The following is a 21,400-nucleotide window of genomic DNA, read 5'->3' on the forward strand; positions in this document are numbered from 1 at the left end:
TCAGGCGTACTGCTCGTCCTGCGCCCAGCAGTGCACCCAGTGACTGTCGTCGACCTGGGTCCTGGCCGGGAAGGCCGTGGCGCAGACCGGTTTGGCCAGGGGGCAGCGGGTGCGGAAGCGGCAGCCGGAGGGCGGGGCGACCAGGCTCGGGGGCTCGCCGAGGGTCTCCTCGTCGTCGTCGACGTCCGGTTCGTCGAGGAAGCCGCCGCGGTCGGGGTCGGGAGCCGACTCCAACAGGAGCCTGGTGTAGGGGTGTTGAGGGTTGGCCACGAGTTCGTCGCCGGGTCCGGACTCGACGAGCTGGCCCGCGTACAGGACCTTGATCTCGTCGGCGAAGTAGCGGGCGCTGGCGATGTCGTGGGTGATGTAGAGGATCGCCAGGCCCTCGTCGTCGCGGAGCCTGCCGAGCAGGTTGAGGATGTCGAGGCGGATGGACACGTCCAGCATGGAGATCGGCTCGTCGCCGAGGAGCACCTTGGGGCGGGCGGCGAGCGCGCGGGCGATGGCGATGCGCTGGCGCTGGCCTCCGGAGAGCTCGTAGGGGAACTTGTCGATGAACTGGTCGGCCGGCGTGAGGTTGACGCGTTCGAGGAGCTGGAGGATCTGGCGTTCCATGTCCTCGGCGCCGGACGCGAGGCCGTGCAGCTTGAGGGGCCGGCTGAGGATGTAGCGGATCTTGTGGACCGGGCTGAGCGAGGAGAACGGGTCCTGGAAGATCATCTGGACCTGGCGGTAGTACGCGCGCTTCGCCTTCGCCGTGCGGGCCTTCTTGACGACGTCGCCGTCGAGCCGGATCTCGCCCTCGGTGGGCGGGTAGGCGAGCGCGAGCATCCGGGCGAGCGTCGACTTTCCGCTGCCGGACTCGCCGACGAGCGCGGTGATGCGGCCCTTGTGCAGGGCGAGCGAGGTGGGCTCGACGGCCTTGACCTCCTTGCCGTGGCCGCCGGGCCCGTGCATCGGGAAGCGCTTGACGACCTCGCGGGCCTCCAGGACCGGGAGCGTCTCAGGTACGGGCATGACGGTCCTCGGCTTCCGGGGTGGCGGCGGGGTCTTGGTGGAGATGACAGGCGACGTCTCCGGCGTCGTCGCCGAGTTGCAGCAGGACCGGCTCCTCGCGGTCGCAGGCGTCGAGGCGCTGGGCGCAGCGCGGGTGGAAGGAGCACCCGGGCGGCGGGGTGCGCAGTCCTGGCGGCGAGCCGGGGATGCCGGTGATCTCGCGGCGCTCGCCGTGCAGCGGAGGGAAGGCGCCGCGCAGGGCGGTGGTGTAGGGGTGCCGGGGGTCCTCGTAGAGGCGGCGCGGGGGCCCCGTCTCCACGATCTTGCCCGCGTACATGACGGCGATCCGGTCGGCGATCTCGATGAGCAGCGACAGGTCGTGCGTGATGAAGACGACCGAGAACCCCAACTCTCTTTTCAGACGTGCCACTTGGCGCAGGATCTGGCGCTGCATGACGACGTCGACGGCGGTGGTCGGCTCGTCCATGACGACGAGGTCGGGTTCGCAGGCGAGCGCGAGGGCGATGGTGGCGCGCTGGCGCATGCCTCCGGACAGTTCGTGGGCGTAGGAGCGCAGCCGGTCGGCGGGGATGCCGACCATGCCGAGCAGCTCCCCCGCCCGCTCCCACGCCTCCTTCTTCGACAGGCCGCGGTGCTTTCGCAGGACGTCGGCGAACTGGGTGCCGAGGCGGAGCACGGGGTTGAGGGCGTTCATCGCGCTCTGGAAGACGATGGCGACCTTCTCCCAGCGCAGGGCCGCCAGTTGACGCTCGGTCAGGCGCAGGATGTCGGTGTTGTCGGCGCCGTCGTGGCCGTGCAGGATCACCGAGCCCGCGGTGGTGACGGCCGGCGGCCGTTCCAGGCGGGTCATGGCGGTGACCAGGGTGGACTTTCCGCAGCCGCTCTCGCCGACGATGCCGAGGGTCTCGCCGCGGCGCAGCGTGAGGTCGACGCCGCGCACGGCGTGCACCGGGTTCTCCTGGTCGAAGTAGTCGACGTGCAGGTCGCGGACGGTGAGGAGGGGGGCGCCGGTCATGAGGTGACCTCCTTGACGGGTGCGGCCTTGAGGGACCCGGTGGCGTCGCCCGCGCCGACACGGGCGGCGCGGGCCCGCATCCGTACCTGCTTGGAGGGCTTGCGCAGGCGGGGGTTGGACACCTCGTCGATGCCGAAGTTGATGAGTCCGGCGGCGACACCGACCAGGGCGATGCAGGCGCCCGGCGGGACGAACCACCACCAGGCGCCGCGGGTCAGCGCGGAGCCGTTCTGCGCCCAGTACAGCATCGAGCCCCAGCTGGTGATGTTGATGTTGCCGAGGCCCATGAAGGACAGACCCGCGTCCGCGAACATCGAGCCGACGACGGCGCCGAGGAAGCTGACGGAGATCAGCGGCGCGAGGGACGGGATGAGTTCGCGGGTGATGACACCCCAGCGGCTCTCGCCGGTCATCTCGGCGGCCGCCACGAAGTCGCGGTGCCGCAGCGACAGCGTCTGCGCCCGCTTCTGCCGTGCGGCCCACGGCCAGGCGGTGAGGCCGATGACGAGGGCCACGGTGAGCCAGCCGCCGCGCCCCTGCACATAGCTCGCCACGATGATGAGGAGCGGCATGCCGGGGATGACGAGGAAGATGTTGGTGGCGACGGTCAGGAGCGAGTCCGCCCGCCCGCCGAGATAGCCGCCGGCGACCCCGACCAGGACCGAGAGCACCGTGGTGACGACGCCCGCGACGAGCCCGACGAGCAGCGAGACGCGGCTGCCGACGACGAGCTGCGCGAAGACGTCCTCGCCGTTGGCGGTGGTGCCCAGCAGGTGTGCCCCGGAGGGCGGCTGCATGGAGCCGCTGGTGTCGACGTCGCCGGGCTGGAGCCCCATCAGGTTCTCCACGACGAACGGGCCGAAGGCCGCGAGCAGGGCGAAGAACACAATGATGGCGATCCCGACGCGGACCTTGAGGTTCCCGGGCAGCTTCGGCAGCCGCCGCGTGGCGCGTACCGGCTTCGTCATGAGCGGGTCTCCCTCGCGCGCGGGTCGATCAGGCCGTACACCGAGTCCGCGATGAAGTTCGCGGCGAGCACGGTGAGCGAGACGATCAGGAACAGGGCCTGCATCAGCGGGTAGTCGACGCTGGAGACGGCCTGGTAGAGCAGGTAGCCCACCCCGGGGTAGGAGAAGACGATCTCCACGAGGATCTGGCCGCTGACCGCCGAGCCGATGGTGAGGGCGAACCCCGCGACGCTGGGCAGGACCGCGTTGCGGGCCGCGTACTGGAACATCACGCGGGCCTTGGACAGGCCCTTGGCGCGGGCCAGGAGCACGTAGTCCTCGGAGACGGTCGTCACCATCATGTTGCGCATGCCGACCAGCCAGCCGCCGAACGAGGCGACGACCATGGTCACGGCGGGCAGGATGCCGTGCTCCAGGACGCTCATCAGGAACGGGCCGTTGAGGGCGACCGCCATGTCCCCGTCGTACGCGCCGCTGATCGGCAGCCAGTTCAGCTGCACACCGAACGCCATGACCAGCAGCAGCGCGACCCAGAAGAAGGGCAGCGCGCCGAGGAACATCGAGGCGGGCGTGATGAAGGAGTCGAAGCGCGAGCCGACGCGCGAGCCCGCGAGGACGCCCATCGAGGTGCCGATGACGAACGCGAGCACGGCGGTGAGGCCGACGAGTCCGATGGTCCAGGGAAGCCCGGAGCGGATCACTTCCCATACGGGCGTCGGGTAGTAGGCGACCGACGCCCCGAAGTCGAAGTGGGCGATCTGGCCGAGGTAGGTGACGTACTGGTCCCACAGCGGGGCTCCGGGCGCGCCGAACAGCCGGTAGATGCTGGTGACCTGGTCGGCGGAGAGGTTCTGCTTCTGCTGCATCTGGGAGATGAGCGCGGAGGCGGGGTCGCCCGGCATCAGGCGCGGGATGAGGAAGTTGAGGGTGACGGCGACGGCCGCGGCGCCGAGGTAGAAGCCGAGGCGCCGCAGGAAGTAGCGGGCGGCGCCGAACCGGGCGGCCGCCGAGCGCCGGGCGGGTGGCGGGGCCTCCGCGGTGGCGGGGGTGAGGACGGGGGCGGTGGCCATGACGGTCAGCCCTTCGCCGGGCGCAGGTTGAGCAGGATGCTCATGGCGTCGATGCCGCCGGCCCACGGGGCGGGCTGGGCGTAGGGCTTCTTCTCGTCGGGCCAGCCGGTCCAGTTCTTGCTGTTGTACTCGGAGGAGACACCGATCGTGATCAGCGGGGCGGCCGGCACGTCGTCCACCATGATCTTCTCGAACTCGGCCGAGTACTTCTTGACGCTCGCGTCGTCGTTGGCGCTGGCCATCTCCTTGAGCAGCGCGTCGGCCTTCTTGCTCTTGTAGTGGCCGTAGTTGGTCCAGATGCCCGCGTTCTCGCTGTAGAGCATGTCCTTGAAGAAGTTGTACGGCGTCGAGTAGTAGACCCCGCCGCCGATGGTGACGTCGAAGTCTCCGGTCTTGCGCTTGGCGTCGATCTGCGCGGCCGCGATGGGCTTCACGTCGACGTCGATGCCGGCCTTCTTCAGTTGCGAGGCGACGACCTTGTCGAACTGCACGGCGTCGCCCCACTCCTGCACCTCCATGATGGAGAAGCTGAGCTGCTTGCCGCTGCCGTCGACCAGCCTGCCGTTCTTCTTCGTGTAGCCGGCCTTCTTGAACTCGGCAAGCGCCTTGGCGAGTTCGGCCTTGGGCTGCTCGGCGTCCTTGTACTTGTCGGCGATCCACTTGCCCTGGGTCTTCGAGTCGAGGCCCGTGAGGTTGAGGGTGTTGAACATGCCCGGGTTGGTGACGTTCAGGAGCTGGCTGCGGTCGACGGCCAGCGAGAGGCCCTTGCGCACGTGGACGTCGTTGAACGGCTTCTTGGTGTGGTTGAAGAACAGGAACTGACCGCCGTAGGTGGGGTACCAGGCGTGGTGGTTCTTCGGGTCCTTGTCGATGTACTGCTTCTTGACGTCGGGCACGACGCCGCCGCTCCAGTCGAGCTCCCCGCTGAGCAGCTTGGGCACCTCGGACGCCTGCGTGATGATGGGCGCCTTGACCGTCTTGACCGGGACCTTCTGCTTCCAGTAGTCGTCGCGGGCCTCGAAGGTGAGCTGCTGCGGGGTGTACTGCTTGAGCTTGTACGGGCCCGAGCCGACCGGGTTCGGGTTGGTGTCCTTCGCGCCGTCCTTCTTCCTCCAGATCTTCTCGGGCACCGGGGTGATCCCGCCGATGCTGTCGATCTTGGAGTAGGCGGCCTTGTCGAAGGTGATCTCGACGGTGTGCTCGTCCGGCGCGGAGGCCTTGGTGAAGTCGAAGGCCCAGGTCGGGGGCAGCTTGTTCTTCTTCACGTAGTTCAGCGTGAAGACGACGTCCTGCGCGGTGAGCTTGGAGCCGTCGCTCCAGTTGGCCCGCTCGTCGAGGTGGATGGTGATCTTCTTGCCGCCGTCGGCCCACTCGTACTTCTTCCCCAGCCAGGGCGTGAACTTGCCGCCCTGAAGGATGTTGAAGTCGAAGAGTGCCTCGTACTGGAACCCGAAGGTGCCCTGCGTGGCCTTGAGAGCGAACGGGTTGAAGTTGCGGTTGATGGTGGTGCCCGCGAAGCCGAGGTTCGTGGTGAGCGCGCCGCCGCCGGCGGAGCCGCCCGCCGGGGTGGGCGCCGCAGAACAGCCGGACAGGGCGAGCGAGAGCACGGCGGCGCCGACGGCGGCGACACGGACGCCGGTGCGCAGAGCGGGCTGGGATTTCGGGTTCATCGGGGCTCCCGAGGAGTGGTGGGGACGGGGACATGGCGTGTGGGGGGGGGGCACGCAGCAAGTCTTTGACATCGTTGTCAGGTCGTGGCGGTGGAGCGTCGTGGAATGCGGATCAGCCGGGGGCGGGGGCGGGTTCCACCGGTGCGGGGCCGCTGCTGCCGCGCGGGACGAGGCGTGGGGTCTCGTCCTGGACGGTGCGGGCGGGCCCGCCGTCGATCAGCGCGAGCAGTTCCTCCGCGGCCCGCCGCCCGAAGGCCGGGGTGTCCCGGACGAGGGCGGACAGCGGCGGGTGGGTGGAGCCGGTGAGCACGGACTCGTCCCAGGCGACGAGGGTGAGCTCGGCCGGCACCGCGATGCCGAGCGAGGCGGCGACCCCGAGCCCCGCGACGGCCATCACATCGGTGTCGTAGACGATCGCCGTGGGCCGCGGCGCCGGTGTGTCGAGCACCTGCCGGGTGGCCTCGACACCCTGCTGCCGCGAGTAGTCGGTGGGGATGCTGCGCACGTCGGCGGGGTCGAGGCCGAGCCGCTCCGCCTCGTCCCGCAGGGAGCGTATCCGCCGCTGAGTGTGGGCGAGATGGGGCAGCCCCGCGATGTGCACGATGCGGCGGTGGCCCAGGCCGTGCAGGTGCTGGACGATGCCGGTCATCGCCCGGGTGTCCGAGGCCCACACACTGGAGATGCCCGGATGCGCCGAGCCGCCCTCGCCGCGCGGCACGGGTCCGACGAACACGGCGGGCAGGCCCAGCTCGTCGAGGAGCGCCGGACGCGGGTCGCGGTCCCTCGGGTCGACGACGAGCACACCGTCGACGCGGCGCTCGGCCCACCAGCGCCGGTAGGCGGCGCACTCCGCGTCCAGGTCGGGGACCACCAGGAAGAGCAGTCCGATACTCCGCCCGGCGAGCGCCTCCTGGATCCCGGACACCAGTTGCAGGAAGAAGAACTCGGCCCCCAGGGCACGCGCGGGCCGGGCCAGGACGAGGCCCACCGTGGCGGTGCTGTCCCCGTTCAACGCCCGTGCCGCCGCGCTGGGTTGCCACCCGAGGCGGTCGGCGACCTCGCGCACCCGCTGCCGGGTGGACGGTGAGACACCGGGCCGCCCGTTGAGCGCCAGGGACACGGCGGACTCGGACACCCGCGCCTCTTCGGCGATGTCCTTCAGGGTCGAGCGTCTGGAGGGGGTACGGCGCATGGATTCTCCTGCCACGCATACCGGCAAGGCATACCGGCAAGCCGCCCCCGAACGGGACGGCCTGAAGCCCAACTGCCCTGAACTCAAGCGGTTGAGTGCGAGAACGCTAAAGCGCTGAAGCTCTGGGGGCAACAGGTTGCGCGCCAATTGCCGCCGAACGGCGGGTATTTGGGGTGCGGAGCGGCTCCGCCGACCGCCATCAAAGGGGATTTGCCATAGATGTGAGGTGAATACAGGTGGATGGCAGGACGACACACCAAAAGACACGAGCCCTCCCGGCACCTCTTGGCTCCGCGCGCTCGCCTCCACCGACCTACTGGTGGGATGGAGGCGTTCCCGCCCGCCGGTGCGACCATCGTGAGGTGGTCGACGCGATCGCCTTCAAGTTCCAGACCGGTACACCGTGGGTGCACTTGCCGGAGAGGTACGGCACCTGGCGCGGCGTCCACAACCGGCTGCGGATGTGGGCCGTCGACGGCGTCTGGGAGCGGGTGTTCATTGCCCTGGTGGCCCGGGCCGACGCGGACGAAGACGTCAGCTGGGCCGTGTCCGTCGACTCCACTGTCGTGCATGCTCACCAGCACGCTGCCGGGGCCCGCAAAGAGGGGCCCGACCTGCGCTGAGAACGAACGCCATCGGCCGGTCACGCGGCGGACCGACCACGAAGATCCACCTCGCGGCCCTCGGCCGGTGCCGGTCGCTGGCGTTCGTTCTCACCGCAGGTCGGGCCGGTGACGCACCCGCCTTCACCGAGGTCGTGGCCCGCCTGCGCGTTTCCCGCCGCCGAGGTCGGCCTCGCACCAGGCCGGAGCAGTGGCGTGGCCTCGCCACCCGCTACGAGAAGACCGCGACCATCCACCTCGCCGGGCTTCACATCGCGGGCATCTTCCTCTGGTCCGCCCGCTGACTCTGGTCCGCCCGCTGAGCCAGACGAAACTGCCTGGGACCGCAGACGAGATCCTCGAACGACTCGCCTCGTATCTGAACAGAGTTCCCGACTCGGAGAACGCCTGACGACGGGGCGGACCCCACCACGGGGCGGCGTCCGCCCCGTGGTGGGGTCAGGTCGCGGTGACGGTTTTGATGATCGCTCTGGCGTGGGCGAGGGCTGCCCGCGATTCGGGGAGTTGTGGCAGGCCTACGAAGACATGGAAGGCGTCGGGGTAGAGGTTGATCTCGGCGTCGGTACCGGCGGCCTTGGCCTTGGCGACCATCTTCTTGGCGTCGGGGCACAGAATGTCGCGTTCGCCGTGGAAGACGGAGATCCGGGGCAGGGCACGCAGGCTGTCGTTGACCGGGCTGAGCCAGGGATGTTCCAGGGGCCGGTCCCCGGCCCAGCGGCGCATGGCCCATCGGGCTCCTTCGCTGCCGACCATGGGGTCCCGCGGCTCGATGGCCGGGATGTCGGGGTTGGTCAGGGTCGCGTCCGCACAGGGCGAGAACAGCAGGACCGCGTCGGGAAGAGGACGGTGTTCGTCCCGGGCGCGGATGGTGAGAGCCATTGCAAGGGAGCCGCCGGCCGAATCGCCCGCGGTGATCACCGGCAGCCCGGATTCGGTCAGGCTGTCGTAGAGCTTGTGGAGCTTGGGGTAGGTCTCGTCACCGGTGTGCTCGGGTGCGAGCGCGTACAGAGGGACGGTCACGCGCAGCGGGGTGGTCAGCCCCAGACGTCCGATGATGTGCCAGTGCGGTGTGACCAGCGGGTGCACGTACGCGCCGCCGTGCGTATAGAGCAGCTCGCCCACTGGGGGAACGCCCTTCGGGGTGAGCGTGATGACCGGCATGCCGTCGATGCTGCTTTGGCGGACGTTGTACGCCCTCAGGAGTGTGCGCGGCACCTTGGCGTTGGGGCGGTCACGGTCGACCTCCGCGGCGATCGCATCGGCCGAGGCGAGAGGCTTCGGTCGCAGCCGTAGGGCCTGCACCAGCGCTTTCATTACCAGAGACACCGTGGCTCCTTCTCGTTCACGGGCTTACACCTGAACAGTTCACGTACTACATGGATTTCGAGGCACCCGCCTCGCGGGCGGACCGAGAGCTGCCACTGAGCTGAGTGGGGGCTCTGTTGTTCACTGGCCGGTGGTGAGGCCGAGAACGATGCCGCGGACGACGGTTTCGCGGACGGCTTCGGGGTCGTCGTGGAGCGGCGACTGAGTCATCGCGCCGACGTGCGCGGTGATGACGGCCCGGGTGAAGTCCTCCGGGGAGTCCAGCGGTCGACGGCCGGTGAGCTCCAGGGCCTGCAACAGCAGCGGCTGGAGGTGCCGGCGGAGCTGCTCGGCGTGCTCGCGCAGTATGGCCGCGACCTCGGGCCGGTGCTGGGCCTGAGCCGCGAAACTGGTGCGGATCGCGACCCACTGCGGATCCACCGGCAGGGCCCGCAACACCGTGGCCACGACGGACTCCAGGGACCAGCGGGCCTGCTCAGGCGGCGGTGCGTCGGCGGCCAGCGCCTCCAGTCGCTGCTGAACCTCGGCGTTGCGCTGCTCGTACAGGGAGAAGAAGACGTCGTCGACGGTCTTGAAGTTGGAGTAGAACGCGCCGCGGGTGAACCCGGCGCGCTCACAGATCGCCCCGATGCTGACGTTGGTGGTGCCGTGCTCGGCGAACAGGTCGGCGGCCGCGGCGATCAGCTGCGCGCGGGTCGCCTTGCGCTGGCGGGGCGGCCGGGCGGATGCGGGGGTGGTCGGGTGATTCATGGGGCCATTTTCTCCGTCGGCGGCTGCGAGCCCGCCTCCTGACCGAGAGGTGAGCCGCTGTGCAGGTAGTCGTGCGCGGAGGTGACCGGGCTGAGGGTCAGGTCGGTCAGGATGTGGCTGGCGGAGACGACGTCGAGCACCGGCAGATCGGCCAGGGGGGCCATCACGTGCTCGAACAGTTGCAGGCGGGCGGGCCCGGTCCAGGCCTCCTTGACCGTGATGTCGGTGATTTCGGTGCGGGCCAGGTCCGAGGCGCGCAGCTGCCCGGTGAACACGTTGGGCACCTGCTTGAGCGCGAAGGTGGGCACGGTGATCTGCGCCCGGGCCGCATCGAGGTCGAGGGGCTGCCACTTGTACGGCATGGTCGCGGTGGCCACCCGCTGGCCGCCGCGGTCCAGGGTGCCGACCAGCGCACCGGTGTCGGTGAACAGTGCCGGGCTGCCGGCCACCTTGGGGTAGGCGCTCAGCTCGCGGCCCGCGGCCGTGGCGGCGAAGCTGTCCAGGTACATGGCGTGCAGGTACTCGCCCACCTCGCCGTCGAACTCCACGGCGATCGCCTGGCCGCACTCCAGGTAGGGGCCAAAGCCCTCGACGTCGCCCATTTTCATTACTTCGAACCGCACCAGCGGCTCCGGCACGGCCAGCGGCTCGGGCACCACCGCGCGCAGGGCGTCGGGGTCGGTGCGGTAGACGACGTTGAAGTATTCCCGGTCGGTGAACCGGGTCGGCCGCACCGGATAGACCGGCACTCCCAGCGGCGTGAGCGCCTGACGCGCCACCTCGGACTCGCGCACTGCTCCACCCTCCTTGCGATACAAAACGTATTGAGTACAGTTTGCATCGAGTCCGCGTGTTGGGCAACCAGCCGGACCGGACCTGCACAAAGGAGTCCCGTGATGACCCACTCTTCGAGTCAGCTCGCCGCCCGCCCTGTCGCGGTGATCGGCGCAGGCACCCTCGGCCGCCGCATCGCGATGATGTTCGCCTCCGACGGTGGGCTGGTGCGCCTGTACGACCTGTCTGCCGAGGTCCGGACCGCGGCCCTGGAATACGTCGCCGCAGAGCTGCCGCAGGTGGTCGCCTCCCGGCCCGGCGCCACCGAGGGCCGGGTGGTCGGCGTCGACACACTGGAAGCCGCGCTGGACGACGCGTGGCTGGTCATCGAGGCGGTGCCCGAGCGGCTGGACCTCAAGCGCACCCTGTTCGCCGATCTGGACCGGATCGCCCCGGCCGACACCGTCCTGGCCAGCAACTCCTCCTCCTACGCCTCCCGGCTGTTCATCGACCGGGTGGAGCACAAGGAGCGGGTGCTGAACATGCACTTCTACATGCCGCCGGCGCAGAACGCGGTCGACCTGATGAGCGACGGGGCCACCGACCCCGCGGTCATCGAGCGGCTCAAGAACGAGCTGCCGCGCTACGGAGTGCACCCCTTCGAGGCCCGCCGGGAGAGCACCGGATTCATCTTCAACCGGGTCTGGGCCGCGATCAAGCGCGAGGCGCTGGAGGTCGTGGCCGAAGGGGTGACCACGCCGGCGGAGTTCGACGCGATGTTCCAGGTGAACACCGGCGCGAAGCTCGGGGTGTTCCGGATGATGGACCAGGTCGGCCTGGACGTCGTCCTCGACATCGAGAACCACTACGCAGCGGAGAATCCGCACCTGCCCGAGGGGCCCCGCCGACTGCTGCACGAGTACGTCGACACCGGCCGCCTCGGCGTGAAGACCGGCCGCGGCTTCTACGACGACTACGCCACCGCGGCGAGCGACGCCTGACGCATCGTCCGCATCACGTCGGACCTCACTACCCGTATCCGCCGACAGCGACGCGGAAGATGCCGAGGCCGTGATCGACGCCCTCCGGCACGCGCGCGTGGACCGCTCGCGGGTGCTCGAACGCCCGTCGGGAGCGATCGCGCGACTGTGCGTCAACCTCTGCCGCATCGGCTGGGCGGTGTGGGTCGCGCGGAGCGGCGCCCCTGTGGCCCGCACGCACTTTCCTTAAAGCCACGTGTGTGAAATGTGTTCCTGATAGGTCTTTTTCATGGATTTCGTCATCGGGTGCATCCGCGTTGTCTGCCCTGCGGGTACGCCTGCGCCCACGCGCACTACCGGCGCGCATCACCGGCGTTGAAGCTGCCGGGAGTTGCCGACAGTAACGATTCTGCTGATCTTCGCTCACCACCGTTCGTTCCATTCATCGCAGCCGTAAAGGACACAAGGTGCGCAAGCAAGCCGGCGAGGTCGGCACGCTTCTCAGGCTCGTCGCGGACACCAGGGCCGACGACTCCCTCATCGGGCGAGAAGCGGAACTGACCCAACTGCGGAGCCTGTTGGCGGGCCACCGACTGGTCACCGTCACCGGCCCCGTCGGGGTCGGCAAGAGTCTGCTGGGCGACGCCGCCGTGCAGCGCGGCCGGACGCCGAGGCGCCAGGTCGTGCGGGTGTCCTGGCCCGAAGCGTCGGGTCGGCCGGGGGCCTTCCGGGACGCCGTGCGGCAGGCGCTGCTCGGCACCCCGCTCTCGCCGGACGGCCCGCCGACCGGGCGGCGGACGGCCGCTCGGGTCCTGCTGTTCCTGGACGACGTCGACCCGGTCCACGACGAGTGCGTCGGCGTGGTCCAGCGGCATCTGCTCCATCACCCGACGCTCCAGGTCCTCATCGCCGCCCGCCAACCCCTCGGACTCGGCGACGAAGCGGTGCTGCGGCTGGGCCCGCTCGCCACCGGGCCCGCGGACGACGGCTCCCCCTCGCCCGCCGCACGCCTGTTCCTGGCCACGGCCGGCGGCACGCTGCGGCGCCGGGACCCGGCCACCCTGGAGCGCGTCCAGGCCATCTGCGAGACCCTCGAAGGACTGCCGCTGGCGATCGAACTCGCCGCCGCCCAGCTGAACTCGTACTCGCTGCACGACCTGGCCGAGCTCGTGGAGCACGGGCAGACCTGGCTGCACAGCCCCCGTCCGCGTCTTCGGCGGCACCGCTCCGTCGAGGAGGCCGTCGGCGCCGTGCACACGCTGTGCTCGCCGTGGATGCGGATGGTGTGGAGCCGCGCCAGCATCCTGGCCGGGCCGTTCGGCCAGGCGGCCGCCGTCCTGCTGTGCTCCGGCGGTGAGGTCGCCCCGCACCAGGTGCCGGGGCTGCTGACCCAACTGGCCGCGCTCGGACTGCTCCAGTACGAGAACGACCCGCACGGCCCCGGCGAGCCGCGCTACCGCATGCCCCCGGCCGTCCGGGAGTTCGGCGAGCGCCGGCTCACCGAGGCCGGCGAGCTGGACATCGCGGTCGAACGCCGGGCCGGACACTGCCGAAGAATCGTTCATCTCGCGGAACACCTGTGGGAGCACGGCCACCAGACGCAGGCGGTACGCCTCCTGGCCGACGAGCAGCACAACCTCAACGCCATCCTGCGGTACGCGCTGACCGACCCGCGGCCCGAGGCCACCGTCGCCGCGCTGGAGACCGCCACCCGCCTGTGGTTCTGGTGGGTCACGGGCCATGCCGCGACCGGCCTGCGCTACCTCCTCCAGCTCCTCGCCCGCTGCCCCGAGGACCATCCTTCGGCGGCCCCCGCGGCCTGGCTCGCCGCCTGGCTCGCCGCGCGCACCGACCCCGACACGGCCCTCACCCTGCTCGACCGGATCTGGCCCGGCGCCGTGCTCGACGGCGACGACACCCTGCTGGCCCGCATCGCCCATGTCCACGGCGTCATCGCCCTGACCCTCGGGGACCCGTTGCAGGCCGCCGACCTGTTCGAGCAGGCCTGTGTCCTCACCCCCGACCACGCCACCGGCGGTCCGGGCCGGGCCGTGTATCTCGCGGCCCTCGCCTTCGCCCGGCGGGACACCGAGCCGCGCGCCGCACACCGCGCGGCCCTCGCCGCCCTCGCGCAGCCCGGTCTCCGGGACGACGTGTGGTCCAGCGTGCGCGCCCGCTACGCCCTGGCCCTGGTCGACCACCACAACGGCCGCGCCGCCCGGGCCTGGACCCGCGCCCACCGCGCGGTGTCCGACGCCGACTCCGCCACCTGCGCCCCACAGGCCCACGCCGCGCTGCACTCCCTGCTCACGGCCCTGCGCACGGGGCAGGCGGGGTCGGCGCCGGTGATCCCGGGGTTGTCCGCATGACCCGACGGCACCCGTCCGGCCAACGGGCTTGATCTCAAGCGCGGTTGAGGTCCGAGACTCGCACCATGAACACACCAGACAGCGGTCTTCTCCTGTTCCGCAACACGATGCGCATCACCGAAGGTCACCTGGAGGAGTTCCGGGGCGCGATCGACCGGGCGGTGAGCTTCGTCGAACGGCACGGCCCCCAGCTCATGGTGGAGGTCTTCGTCGACGAGGAGCGGCTCCTCGCCCACAGCTTCCAGCTCTACCAGGACTCGGACGCCGTCCGCGCGCACTGGAAGCTGTCCGACCCGTACATCCAGGACGTCATGGCGCACTGCCGCGTGGAGCACTTCGAAGTGTTCGGGGAGCCCGACGAGGACGTGGCGAGCGGCATCCGGGAGGCGCTCGGTGACCAGGCGGCCCCGGCGTTCGCCCCGCGGTTCAGCGGCTTTGTGCGGCTTGGCGGTCCGCGGGGCCGCTGAGCGCACGGGGCACGCGCGGCTCCTCGGCGACCGGGCATTCCGCGGGGCGCAGCGCGATGATCGCGATGTCGTCGGCCAGGTGGTGGGTCCAGTCGCGGACGCCGTCGTCGAGGTGGCCGACGAGGTGCTCGGGAGTGCCGTACGGCGCCCGGCCCAGGCCCTCGGTGAGCGGGTAGAACTCGCCGGTCGAGTTGCGGGCCTCGCTCAGGCCGTCGGTGTGGGCCACGAGCGTCGCCCCGGCGCCCAGGCGCACCGTGTGCGGGGTGGGCGGGGCGCCGGAACCGAGCGTGCCGAAGCCGAGGGGCAGCAGGGTCGGCACGTCCAGCTCCGTGACGCCGTCCGCTGTGACCTCCAGCGGGGTGAGGTGGCCGCAGTTGACGACGTGCAGCGCGCACGCCTCCTGCTCCGGGCCGTCGTGCTGGAGCAGCAGCGCCGTCGCGAAGAGCTCCTCGTCGCCGCGTGTGGCGGCGGCGCGCAGCACCTGCCGGTCCAGGCGCGCGGCGAGCTCCCCGAGCTCCTGGGTCTCGTACGCCTGGCTGCGGAAACAGCCCAGCAGGTCGGTGACGGTCTGCACGGCCTGGAGGCCCTTTCCGCGGACGTCGCCGATGAGGATGCGGGTGCCGAAGGGGGTGTGCAGGGCCTCGATGAAGTCGCCTCCGATGCCGGTGTCCGCGGTGGCGGGCCGGTACAGGCTCGCGAGGTGCAGCCGGCCCAGATCCTCGGGTATCGGGTGGAGCACGGCGTGCTGAAGAGTGCTCGCGGTCTGGCTGATACGGGCCAGCCGGTCCCGCTGTTCGCGCCGTGACCAGACGAGGGCGCCGGCCGCGGCCCCGAAGGCGAGCGCGACGATCAGGGTGCCCGCGTCGCCGATGCCGGCGCGCGTCAGCAGGTACTGGAGCGCCGCGGCGCAGGCCACTGCCACGGAGACCGCGACGCGGCCGAGCAGCAGGGCGGCGACGGCGAGCACGATCGTGCCGACGCGCAGCAGCTGGCGCGCCTCGGCGGGCACCGGGAGGCTGTCGACGGCCGAGGTGTACGGCAGTGCCTGCGCGGCGGCGGTGCCGAGCAGGATGGAGCCGGGCAGCAGCGCCGCGCTGGTGCCGAGGTGGGTGCGCGGGACGGCGGCGAGATAGCGAGCCATCTGCGGCGCGGCGGCGAGCATGACACCGAAGCCGATGAGCGCCACGACGGCGAAGTCGCCGGCCACCGGATAGGCGTGCGTGCCGAGTCCCCCGTGCAGCAGGACGAGGCCGAGCGCGGCCAGGGGCAGGCCGAGCGAGGAGCCGGTCACCGGTGCGACGGCGCGGCGCCGCACCAGCAGACAGCTCGCCGCGCCGCCGACGCCGAAGGCCGACAGGACGAACCCGGCGGACTCCGGACCGCCGCCCCGCTCGGAGGCGAGCGCCGGGAGGGCCATGGCGAGCACGACCTGGGTGAAGCCGAGCGCGAGCCCCGCGATCAGGGCGCCCGCGCGCGGCGCGTCCGGCATGAGTGCCGGGCGGCCGCGGGAGAGCACCGACGGACCGGGGCAGCGCAGCCGCGCGACGACGAGGCTGACCGTGGCGATGAGCAGCAGCAGGCCCACGCGCGGGTCGGCCCACCCCCACACGGGGGCGAGCTGAAGCGCCGCGGGGGCGAGCACGCCGAAGACGATCAGGCAGCCGGCGCGCGCCCGGTCCGGCATCGGCCGGCGGGCCGCCTTGGCGGGTTCGGGCACATAGCGGTGCACCAGTAACAGTGCCGCGACCGCCGCGAGAGCCATCGCTGCCATGGCCACGCGCCATCCGGTCGTGGACGCCGACCGTGGCGCCAGGTTCACGGCGAGCACGAAGCCGACGGACATCGCGGCCAGCCAGCCGCCCATCACCTTGCGCATCCTGCCGGGCAGGAACACGGTCGGCAGGAACGCGAGGCAGCTGACGAAGACGGCGGCCAGGGCCACGGCCACGACGATCCGCGCGAGCACGTACGACCAGCCGTCGAACGCGACGGCGTGCAGGACGCAGCCCGCGGCGAGCACGGCCAGCGACACGCTCAGGACGGAGCGTCGACCCCGCAGGTCGCCCACGCGTCCCGCGACGACCAGGGTGAACAGCGCCAGGGACGAGCCCACGACGCGGGCGACCACCTCGTGCCCCGTGCCCAGGCCCAGCTCGGCGTGGACCAGGGGGACGGCTGCCAAGTGCACCGCGGGCGCCATCACGTACAGAGCCGCCACGGCGGCGAGCAGCAGCCCGACCACGCGCGTCGAGCCCCGTGCGCCGTCCGCCGCGAATCCGGACGCACCGGTGCCGACCATGTACCGACCTCCCTGGGGGTTCCCCCTTCCGCGTGGTCCTCCAGGGACAAGCGTCGCGGATCACATATGACCTGAGTAAGGACCGAAAGTCCCTAAAGGAACTTTACAGACAAGTGGGAGGTAATAGGACGGGCCGCCGGAGTCGGCGTCCGGTTCACTTCGGCTTGTCGTGCCGCGCGAGGCGGGCCTTCGCCACCGCCCGCAGCACCCTGCTCCCGGCGACGCCGACCAGCAGTGTGGCGAGCGGCAGGGCGACGTCCACCCACGGATCGCGGATCGGCTTGTAGACGGCGGCCCCGTCCTTGATCTCGATGAAGCCGAGCGGTTTGGCCCACGCGCCGCCGCCGCCTCCCCCGCCCTCCTCGTCCTTGTCCCGCGCCTTCTCGCGCCCGGTGCCGCCGCCGAACCCGAAGCCGGCCTGGGCGACCGGGACGACGGTGACGCCCTCCCGGAAGACCGGCTCGCCGAAGACCGCACCGACGGAGGCCCGGCCGCCGAGCTTGTCGGCCAGCCGTTCCAGCAGCGCGACGGACGCGTGGGCGGCGGCGAGTTCGACCGGCGGGGCGGCCACGGCCTGCCCGTCCTGACTGGTCATACGGTGCCTCCTGGCGTGACTTCCGGGGCAGAGCCCTTCACGCTAGGCCGGAGGCCACCGCTCCGCCAGCAGTCAGAGGAGTTGCAGGCCGTAGCCGCGGCAGCTGGGCTTGAAGTCGGCCGGCCCGTCGGCGAGGGCGTTCATGGTGATCTGGAGCGTCGGGTCGTCGTTGAAGAGGCCCATGTGCCCCGCCCGGTCGTCGGGGCAGGCGTCCTGCAACAGCACGTTGTCGACGTCCTTGCCCTTGAGCGCCTGGGTGGCGTACGGCGTGACGACGGTGTCGTACTTCGTCATGACGACGGTGTAGTGCGGCCCGTCCGGGACGGTGTCACCGTCCGCCCACATCTCGCGGGTGTACTCGGAGGTGGCCGTCTGCTCGATGACACCGGGGAACTGCCCGACCTCCGACAGCCGCGTCACGAAGCCCATCACGTTCAGCGCGGAGCCGAGGCCGACGATTCCGTTGAGGTCGGTGCCGTGCGAACTCGGCGCCCAGCCGACGTAGTTGTCGACCTTCTTGGCGCCGCCCATCTTCTTCATCCACCACATGGGGACATTGCCGCCCAGCGAGTGGCCGACGATGTTCACCTTCTTCGCGCCCGTCGACGCGAGCGTCTTGTCGACGAACGCGTCGAGCTGGGCCGCCGACTCGCGGTTGGGGCCGAGGCCGCCGACACGGCCGAGGGACGCCGACGTGAAGCCGTAGTTCATGGCGTAGACGCAGTAGCCGGCGTTCTTCAGACGGGGTGCCGCCTTCACGAAGTTGGCGCCGATGTTGAAGAACGTGCCCGGCAGCAGGACGACCGGCTCGGGATGCTCGGCACTCGGCCTGCACGACCAGTCGTTGGCGCCGGCGACGGCTCCAGGAGAGCTCACGTAGTTGGCCAGGGCCTGCGCCACACCTCCTTCGGGAAGTCTCTCCGCGTCGTCCGCCTGCGCGGGCAGTGCGGCCGACAGGGTGAGCACCGTGGAGGCACAGACGGCCGCGGCGGCCAGGGCCTTGCGGGACCTCGGCCGCCGCGGGGACGAATCGGTCACGGGCATAGGTGTCTCCTGGGGTGCGTCACGGAGGAAGGGGCGTCCAGGCAAGACTGGGGCAGCAGTGACCTCCCTGCACCCCGGCCGGCGTCCAGACATCGGCGCCGTCCTTTGTGAGCCGTCACAAAGCGGCGCGCCCTGCGAAGCCCCCTCCACCGCCCCGGACACACCCTTGACACCCCGGCCGCGACCGGCGACCTTTACTGGCGCTACGCGTTGGTAACCCCGGGCGCCGCAAGGAGGCAGCATGATCGGCGATGCCGCGCCCCCGGTGCCGCTGAGCTTCGACGGTGTGCCCCTGCACCAGCGCTTGAGCGATGCGCTCTCCCCGCTGACCGCGCGCGTCCTGGACCGCCTCGTCGACCAGGTTCCGGTGTACGACACCATGCCCCGCGAACAGCTCCGTGGCGAGATCCAGGGCGTCGTCGAGCAGTGCATCGCCTCCTTCGCCGCGATGCTGCGCACGGGCCGGCTCCCCGGCGAGGGGCGTTTTCTGGCGCTGCGTCAGTCTGCGGCCAAACGGGCGGAGGAAGGGGTGCCGGTCGAGGCGGTGCTGCGGGCGTACCACGTCGGCGCGCAGGAGTGCCTGCGGCAGATGCTGCGGCACGCGACGGCGGACGACCTGGACCATGTGCGGTCCGCCACCGAGCTGGTCCTGGGGTTCCTGGAGCGTATGACGGTCACCGTGGTGGCGGGGTACTCGGCCGAGCGGCAGGCGGTGCTCGGCGAGGAGCAGTCGGCGCGCCAGGACCTGCTGACGGCGCTGCTCGAGGGGACGGACGTGTTCGGCGCCGCGGCCCGTTGGGGTCTGGACGTCCCCGACTGCTATCTGGTCCTCGACCTGTCCATCGGCACCCACCCCGACGAGGCGCTCGACGGGGTGAGCCCGGTCATCGCGGGCAAGCGCAAGCTGCGTCGGCTACGGGTGGAGCTGGATCGGCATGTCGACGGCACGGTGCTGTCCGCGCTCTCCGGCGACGGCGGCCTGGCCCTGATCCCGTGCCGGGCCGCGGCCGATCGGGTCACGGCCCGGGACTGGGCGCGGCTCGCGGGCGCCGTCTCCCACATGTGCCGCGTCGCCGGGGTCGACATCATGGCGGGCGCTGCGGCCGCCGCCCCGGCGGACGTCCCCGCGGCGGTGACACTGGCGCGGGAGGTGCGCCGGGTGGCGGCGGCCTCCGAGCGGCCCCCGGGCCTGTACCGGCTCCCGGACGTACTGCTCGAGTACCAGCTGATGCGCCCCGGCCCGGCACGGGACGAACTGGCCCAGCTGATGCGGCCGTTGACGGGGCGGCCCGAACTGCTGGACACGGTGCGCGGGTACCTGCGCTGCGGTCTCAGCCGCCGCCGTACCGCACACGAACTGTGCGTGCACCCGAACACCGTCGACTACCGGCTGCGCCGCGCCGCCGAGATCACGGGCCTCGACGTCACGTCGGGCCCGGACGCGCTGCGCGTCCGGGCCGCGATCAGCGCGCTCGACGCGGCGGAGGCACCATAGCCGGATGCCCCGCGGCAGGGGCCGCCGGCCGCTCACCGTCGAGCGGTGCGCACGGTGGGCGGCCCCTGTGGCTGCCTTCTCGACCCGACCTCAGATGACACCCTGCGCCAGCATCGCGTCGGCGACGCGCTCGAAGCCGGCGATGTTCGCGCCGGTCACGTAGTCACCGGGGGCGCCGTAGCGCTCGGAGGTCTCGTGGCAGGTGGCGTGGATGTCCTTCATGATGTGCGCCAGCTCGTCCTCGACGCGCTGTCCGGTCCAGGACGTACGGGCGTGGTTCTGGGCCATCTCCAGCGCGCTGACGGCGACGCCGCCCGCGTTGGCCGCCTTGCCGGGACCGAAGGCGACACCCGCCTTCTGCAACAGGTGCACGGCCTCGGGCGTCGTCGGCATGTTGGCGCCCTCGGAGACCGCCTTGACACCGTTGCGGACGAGCGCGGCGGCGGCGTTCTCGTCCAGCTCGTTCTGCGTGGCGGACGGCAGGGCGACATCACCGGCGACGTCCCAGACACGCCCGCCGGGCACGAACCGGGCGGAGGCGCCGCGGCGCTGGGCGTAGGAGTCGACGCGGCCCCGCTCGACCTCCTTGATCTGCTTGAGCAGTTCGAGGTCGATGCCCTTCTCGTCGACGACGTAGCCGGAGGAGTCGGAGCAGGTGACGGGGTTGGCGCCGAGGGCCTGGAGCTTCTCGATGCTGTAGATGGCGACGTTGCCGGAGCCGGACACGATGGCCGTCTGGCCCTCCAGGTCCTCGCCGCGCTCGCGCAGCATGGCCTCGGCGAACAGCACGTTGCCGTAGCCGGTCGCCTCCGGGCGGATCAGTGAGCCGCCCCAGCCCTGGCCCTTGCCCGTGAGGACGGACTCCCAGCGGTTGGTGATGCGCCGGTACTGGCCGAAGAGGTAGCCGATCTCGCGGCCGCCCACGCCGATGTCGCCCGCGGGGACGTCGGTGTGCTCGCCGATGTGCCGGTACAGCTCCGTCATGAACGACTGGCAGAACCGCATGACCTCGGCGTCGCTGCGCCCGTGCGGGTCGAAGTCGCTGCCGCCCTTGCCGCCGCCGATACCGAGGCCGGTCAGCGCGTTCTTGAAGATCTGCTCGAAGCCCAGGAACTTGATGACGCCGAGGTTGACCGACGAGTGGAAGCGCAGGCCGCCCTTGTAGGGGCCGAGCGCGCTGTTGAACTCGACGCGGAACCCGCGGTTGACCTGCACCCGGCCGCGGTCGTCGGTCCACGGCACCCGGAACATGACCTGCCGCTCGGGCTCGACGAGCCGCTCCACGAGGCCGGCCTCGGCGTACTCGGGGCGGGCCTGGAGCACCGGGGCGAGGGTCTCAAGGACCTCGTGGGCGGCCTGGTGGAACTCGGGCTGCGCGGGATTGCGCTTTTCGATCTCGGCAAGGAGGTTGCCGAGGGAGTCCTGCGTGTTGGTTCGCGTCGTCACTGAAAGCCTTTCGGGCTCGGCAGTCGCCATCTCCCTGCGGGTGCGGCTCGCTCGGGTCCGGTCGTTCGATGAGCGCGCGGCGCCATTGCCGTGCGTGGGACAGGGGTAAGTGTTACGCGCACGTAAACGGCTTGACCAGTGGCATCCGAGATCCGGACGACATGGCCCCGCACACAACCGAATTCGACCGGCGCAATGTGCACTTGTCCCACCTTTCCACCCTTACGGGTTCGAGCTTCCGGCCGCGCGGAGGGGTGGGGGAGAATACAGCCCTGGCATCCGAACCCGGCCGGAAGGAAG

At 71.0% G+C, this 21,400-nt stretch carries 19 protein-coding genes; 6 read left to right on the plus strand and 13 right to left on the minus strand.

The genetic code is table 11. From position 1 onward, the window contains the following. The 6 genes from ACNYS0_RS03075 to ACNYS0_RS03100 form a co-directional block, all read right to left on the minus strand. Positions 1 to 1,017 (minus strand): ABC transporter ATP-binding protein, encoded by a 1,017-nt coding sequence (locus ACNYS0_RS03075; protein WP_422471066.1) that lies wholly within the window; start codon positions 1,015 to 1,017, stop codon positions 1 to 3. Next, positions 1,004 to 2,032 carry an ABC transporter ATP-binding protein gene (locus ACNYS0_RS03080; RefSeq protein WP_422471067.1) on the minus strand — a complete coding sequence of 343 codons (1,029 nt, stop codon included), beginning with the start codon at positions 2,030 to 2,032 and terminating at the stop codon, positions 1,004 to 1,006. Before ACNYS0_RS03080 ends, ACNYS0_RS03075 begins: the two co-directional genes overlap by 14 nt. Next, a complete protein-coding gene (locus ACNYS0_RS03085; protein WP_422471068.1) occupies positions 2,029 to 3,000 on the minus strand; it encodes an ABC transporter permease in 972 nt (323 codons plus the stop codon). Before ACNYS0_RS03085 ends, ACNYS0_RS03080 begins: the two co-directional genes overlap by 4 nt. Next, complete coding sequence (locus tag ACNYS0_RS03090) at positions 2,997 to 4,070, minus strand: ABC transporter permease (RefSeq protein WP_422471069.1); 1,074 nt, start codon at positions 4,068 to 4,070, stop codon at positions 2,997 to 2,999. Before ACNYS0_RS03090 ends, ACNYS0_RS03085 begins: the two co-directional genes overlap by 4 nt. Positions 4,071 to 4,075: 5 nt before the next feature. Further along, positions 4,076 to 5,740, minus strand: coding sequence for an ABC transporter substrate-binding protein (locus tag ACNYS0_RS03095; RefSeq protein WP_422471070.1), 1,665 nt, complete (start codon positions 5,738 to 5,740; stop codon positions 4,076 to 4,078). A 112-nt stretch (positions 5,741 to 5,852) separates the two neighbouring features. After that, complete coding sequence (locus ACNYS0_RS03100; protein WP_422471071.1) at positions 5,853 to 6,932, minus strand: LacI family DNA-binding transcriptional regulator; 1,080 nt, start codon at positions 6,930 to 6,932, stop codon at positions 5,853 to 5,855. A 236-nt stretch (positions 6,933 to 7,168) separates the two neighbouring features. Between ACNYS0_RS03100 and ACNYS0_RS03105 the strand changes: the two genes are divergently transcribed. Next, positions 7,169 to 7,555: a transposase gene (locus ACNYS0_RS03105; protein WP_422471072.1), complete on the plus strand. Its 387-nt coding sequence runs from the start codon at positions 7,169 to 7,171 to the stop codon at positions 7,553 to 7,555. Between the two features lie 438 nt (positions 7,556 to 7,993). Here the strand turns inward: ACNYS0_RS03105 and ACNYS0_RS03110 are convergent, their stop codons facing one another. The 3 genes from ACNYS0_RS03110 to ACNYS0_RS03120 all read right to left on the minus strand — a co-directional run bounded on the left by ACNYS0_RS03110 (position 7,994) and on the right by ACNYS0_RS03120 (position 10,425). Beyond that, positions 7,994 to 8,881 (minus strand): alpha/beta hydrolase fold domain-containing protein, encoded by an 888-nt coding sequence (locus ACNYS0_RS03110; RefSeq protein WP_422471073.1) that lies wholly within the window; start codon positions 8,879 to 8,881, stop codon positions 7,994 to 7,996. A 120-nt stretch (positions 8,882 to 9,001) separates the two neighbouring features. Continuing rightward, entirely contained in the window at positions 9,002 to 9,631 is a 630-nt protein-coding gene (locus ACNYS0_RS03115; protein ID WP_422471074.1) for a TetR/AcrR family transcriptional regulator, read from the minus strand. Further along, positions 9,628 to 10,425 (minus strand): acetoacetate decarboxylase, encoded by a 798-nt coding sequence (locus ACNYS0_RS03120; protein ID WP_422471075.1) that lies wholly within the window; start codon positions 10,423 to 10,425, stop codon positions 9,628 to 9,630. Before ACNYS0_RS03120 ends, ACNYS0_RS03115 begins: the two co-directional genes overlap by 4 nt. A 102-nt stretch (positions 10,426 to 10,527) precedes the next feature. On the opposite strand from ACNYS0_RS03120, the gene ACNYS0_RS03125 reads away from it, so the two are divergent. The 4 genes from ACNYS0_RS03125 to ACNYS0_RS03140 all read left to right on the plus strand — a co-directional run bounded on the left by ACNYS0_RS03125 (position 10,528) and on the right by ACNYS0_RS03140 (position 14,221). Further along, complete coding sequence (locus ACNYS0_RS03125; RefSeq protein ID WP_422471076.1) at positions 10,528 to 11,406, plus strand: 3-hydroxyacyl-CoA dehydrogenase family protein; 879 nt, start codon at positions 10,528 to 10,530, stop codon at positions 11,404 to 11,406. Positions 11,407 to 11,476: 70 nt separating this feature from the next. After that, on the plus strand, positions 11,477 to 11,635 hold the full coding sequence (locus ACNYS0_RS03130; RefSeq protein ID WP_422471077.1) for a hypothetical protein: 159 nt from the start codon (positions 11,477 to 11,479) through the stop codon (positions 11,633 to 11,635). Positions 11,636 to 11,852: 217 nt separating this feature from the next. Then, complete coding sequence (locus ACNYS0_RS03135) at positions 11,853 to 13,754, plus strand: ATP-binding protein (RefSeq protein WP_422471078.1); 1,902 nt, start codon at positions 11,853 to 11,855, stop codon at positions 13,752 to 13,754. Between the two features lie 65 nt (positions 13,755 to 13,819). Continuing rightward, complete coding sequence (locus ACNYS0_RS03140) at positions 13,820 to 14,221, plus strand: hypothetical protein (RefSeq protein ID WP_422471079.1); 402 nt, start codon at positions 13,820 to 13,822, stop codon at positions 14,219 to 14,221. On the opposite strand, the gene ACNYS0_RS03145 is transcribed toward ACNYS0_RS03140, so the two are convergent. The 3 genes from ACNYS0_RS03145 to ACNYS0_RS03155 form a co-directional block, all read right to left on the minus strand. Continuing rightward, entirely contained in the window at positions 14,181 to 16,520 is a 2,340-nt protein-coding gene (locus tag ACNYS0_RS03145) for an MFS transporter (RefSeq protein WP_422471080.1), read from the minus strand. The two genes, ACNYS0_RS03140 and ACNYS0_RS03145, sit on opposite strands and share 41 nt — an antisense overlap. Before the next feature lie 154 nt (positions 16,521 to 16,674). Next, positions 16,675 to 17,115, minus strand: coding sequence for a spore germination protein GerW family protein (locus tag ACNYS0_RS03150; RefSeq protein WP_422471081.1), 441 nt, complete (start codon positions 17,113 to 17,115; stop codon positions 16,675 to 16,677). Positions 17,116 to 17,187: 72 nt separating this feature from the next. After that, positions 17,188 to 18,159 carry an alpha/beta hydrolase gene (locus ACNYS0_RS03155; protein ID WP_422471082.1) on the minus strand — a complete coding sequence of 324 codons (972 nt, stop codon included), beginning with the start codon at positions 18,157 to 18,159 and terminating at the stop codon, positions 17,188 to 17,190. A gap of 241 nt (positions 18,160 to 18,400) precedes the next feature. Between ACNYS0_RS03155 and ACNYS0_RS03160 the strand changes: the two genes are divergently transcribed. Further along, complete coding sequence (locus ACNYS0_RS03160; protein WP_422471083.1) at positions 18,401 to 19,654, plus strand: PucR family transcriptional regulator; 1,254 nt, start codon at positions 18,401 to 18,403, stop codon at positions 19,652 to 19,654. Between the two features lie 90 nt (positions 19,655 to 19,744). On the opposite strand, the gene gdhA is transcribed toward ACNYS0_RS03160, so the two are convergent. Then, entirely contained in the window at positions 19,745 to 21,100 is a 1,356-nt protein-coding gene (gdhA, locus tag ACNYS0_RS03165; RefSeq protein ID WP_422471084.1) for an NADP-specific glutamate dehydrogenase, read from the minus strand. Positions 21,101 to 21,400 lie beyond the last annotated feature (300 nt).

The organism is Streptomyces anthophorae (genome assembly GCF_049310305.1).
Classification (GTDB): domain Bacteria; phylum Actinomycetota; class Actinomycetes; order Streptomycetales; family Streptomycetaceae; genus Streptomyces.